The sequence below is a fragment of the Altibacter lentus genome (assembly GCF_000746845.1).
GTDB classification, from domain to species: Bacteria; Bacteroidota; Bacteroidia; order Flavobacteriales; family Flavobacteriaceae; genus Altibacter; species Altibacter lentus.
This window is the reverse complement of the sequence record NZ_JPZT01000008.1, coordinates 1-2,937: the sequence shown is the minus strand read 5'-3', so window position 1 is coordinate 2,937 and position 2,937 is coordinate 1. Positions and strand designations below refer to the sequence as shown.

The 2,937-nt window shown below is 46.4% G+C and carries 3 protein-coding genes; all 3 read left to right on the top strand.

The window, feature by feature from the left end; translation table 11 throughout:
* Positions 1-633, top strand: a 633-nt coding sequence (locus JS40_RS00025; protein WP_152558085.1) for a T9SS type B sorting domain-containing protein, incomplete at its 5' end; no start/stop codon positions are given.
* A 56-nt stretch (positions 634-689) separates the two neighbouring features.
* On the top strand, positions 690-1,643 hold the full coding sequence (locus JS40_RS00020; RefSeq protein ID WP_034257555.1) for a PorP/SprF family type IX secretion system membrane protein: 954 nt from the start codon (positions 690-692) through the stop codon (positions 1,641-1,643).
* 17 nt (positions 1,644-1,660) lie between these two features.
* On the top strand, positions 1,661-2,937 hold a 1,277-nt coding region (locus tag JS40_RS00015; RefSeq protein WP_034257552.1), incomplete at its 3' end, for a PD40 domain-containing protein.

The following is a 2,937-nucleotide window of genomic DNA, read 5'->3' as shown; positions in this document are numbered from 1 at the left end:
TTCAGCGTTACAAACACAGGCAATGTAACTTTATACAATATTGTATTGACCGATGAGTTGCCGGGTATTGTGATCTCTGGCGGTCCTATTGCACAGTTGAACGTTGGGGAGACCGACAGTGATACCTTTACTGCGGAGTATCCTATTACGCAGGCTGACATAGACGCTGGCGAGGTTATTAATCAGGCTATTGCTACGGGTCAGACCATTGGAGGTTTGGATGTATCGGACACTTCGGATGATCCTAACGATCCTACCAATGTTGATCCTGATGGGGACGGAGAGCCGGATGATCTAACGGTTACGGTGCTTCCTGGAGTTGGTGGTGTTACCTTTGAGATTTATAATGGTGTGACCCCTGATGGAGATGGATTGAACGATTACTTTGTGATCGATGGTATAGAGGATTATCCTGAGAACAATGTTAAGATCTACAACCGTTGGGGTGTTCTTGTTTGGGAGACCGATGGTTATGATGATGGTGACAATGTCTTTAGGGGTGTTTCCAATGGTCGTTCTACCATACGTGAGGAGAAGGAGTTGCCTACGGGTACGTATTATTATGTACTGACCTTCACGGGTGATAATCCTGGAGAGAGCAGTTATGCGGGTTACTTATATATAAACAGATAGTGAATCAAAGAATTCCCGGGAGTGTTAAGGCTTCCGGGATCATAAAATACTTAACTATGAGACACAGTTATTTTACAGTCATGATCTTACTTTTGCTAGGTACCTTTACAGGTAGTGCGCAGCAGGATCCCCAGTACACACAGTACATGTACAATACGCAGGTGGTGAACCCGGGTTATGCGGGTTCTAGAGAGGCCTTGAGTTTTGGGTTGTTATACCGCACCCAGTGGGTTGGTTTGGATGGCGCTCCCAAGACGGGTACCTTTACGGTGAACTCTCCCATTGGTTCTTTGGAGAACATGGGTCTTGGTCTTTCCATTGTACGCGATGAGCTGGGTCCTTCGATCGAGTCGAACGTTACCATTGATTATTCCTATACGATCAACACCTCTGATGATGGTAAGCTTGCCTTTGGTCTTAAGGCTGGTTTGGATCTGTTGGATGTTGATTTTACCAAGCTTAATATCGCCGATCCGGGCGATGTCTTTGAGACCAATATAGACAATAGGATACAGCCACAGATTGGAGCTGGTGTTTACTACCATACCGAGAAGTTCTATGCGGGGTTATCGGTTCCCAACTTTTTAACGACCAAGCACTTTGATGAATCGACCTTGGATGATATTCAAAACGGAGGCTTCAATGGTTCTATTACGGCCGCGGAGCGTTTGCATTATTTCTTGATTGCGGGATATGTGTTCGATCTAAATGAGAACTTGAAGTTCAAGCCTGCCACGTTGGTCAAGGCAGTGAGTGGTGCGCCTTTGCAGTGGGATGTTTCTGCGAACTTTCTTTTGTATGAGAAGGTTACCTTGGGAGCTGCCTATCGTTGGAGTGCTGCTATGAGTGCGATGGTTGGTTTTCAGGCATCGGATGAGATCTTTATTGGTTTTGGGTATGATTACCAGACCACCGACATAGAGGATTTCAGTGACGGGTCTTATGAGCTTATGGTTCGTTTTGATCTGTTTAAGAAACCTGAACGTGTATTGACACCACGATTCTTTTAAATTAAAACATTTGGGGCATGAACACATTATTACAGAAAGTATTATTAGTAGCACTGGTATTTTGTTATACCGGTGCGTCTTTTTCACAGAAGAAGCAAGTAGAGCAGGCCAACAAGGAGTTTGACAAGTATTCGTACATCGATGCTCGTGAGATCTATTTGAAGGTAGTAGAGGATGGTTATACCTCTGCCCAGATCTACAAGAACTTGGGAGATACCTATTATTGGAACAGCGATTACGACAACGCTGCCAAGTGGTACCTTCGTCTTATCAATGAGTACCCGGGTGATGTGGACACGGACTATTACTACCGTGCCTCACAATCGCTCAAGAGTTTGGGTCAGCCTGAGGCTTCCAAGAAGTACATGGATATGTACATTTCCCGTGGGGGAGATCCGGGTATCGTTCGTGCGAGCTCTACGGATTTTTTGGAGTATCAGGTAGAGTTGGAGAAGGTCTCGATCAACACCGATGGGTCTGACTTTGGCCCTTCCTACTATATGGACAAGTTGGTGTATGCCTCTAGTTCACGTACGGAAGGCTCTAAGATCGCCCAGTGGACCGACCAGCCCTTTTTGGATCTTTTTGAGGCCGATATGGACGCTATGGGCAAGCTTTCCAATGCAAGTTCTCTAAGCGGGGATGTTAACACGCCCTATCATGAGTCGACTCCTGCCTTTACCAAGGATGGTAATACGATCTATTTTACGCGTAACAACTATATCGACGGGAAGAAGGGAAAGGACAAGAACAAAACGATCCGTTTGAAGTTATACAAGGCCACCAAGAGTGGTGACAACTACTGGACCAATGTTGTTGAACTTCCTTTCAACAGCAAGGAATATTCTGTGGCCCACCCGGCTCTTAGTCTGGATCAGAAGCGTTTGTACTTCTCCTCAGACATGCCGGGCACGATGGGGATGTCGGATCTTTGGTATGTGGACATACTGGGTGAGGATACCTACGGTACGCCTGTGAATCTTGGTCCTGGGATCAATACCGAGGCCCGGGAGTCGTTTCCCTTTATCAGTGAGCGCAACAACCTGTTCTTCTCCAGCGATGGTCGGGGCGGTCTTGGAGGCTACGATATCTTTATGGCACCCTTGGATGGTGAGACTGTGGGGAAGGTCTCTAATTTAGGGGAACCTGCCAACAGCAGTCAGGATGATTTTGGTTTTATTATTCAGGAAGACAAACGTATTGGTTATATGTCCTCGAACCGTGATGGTGGCCGGGGTAGTATCGACGATGAGATCTATCGTGTACAGGAGAAGTGTGAGGTTGTGATCACCGG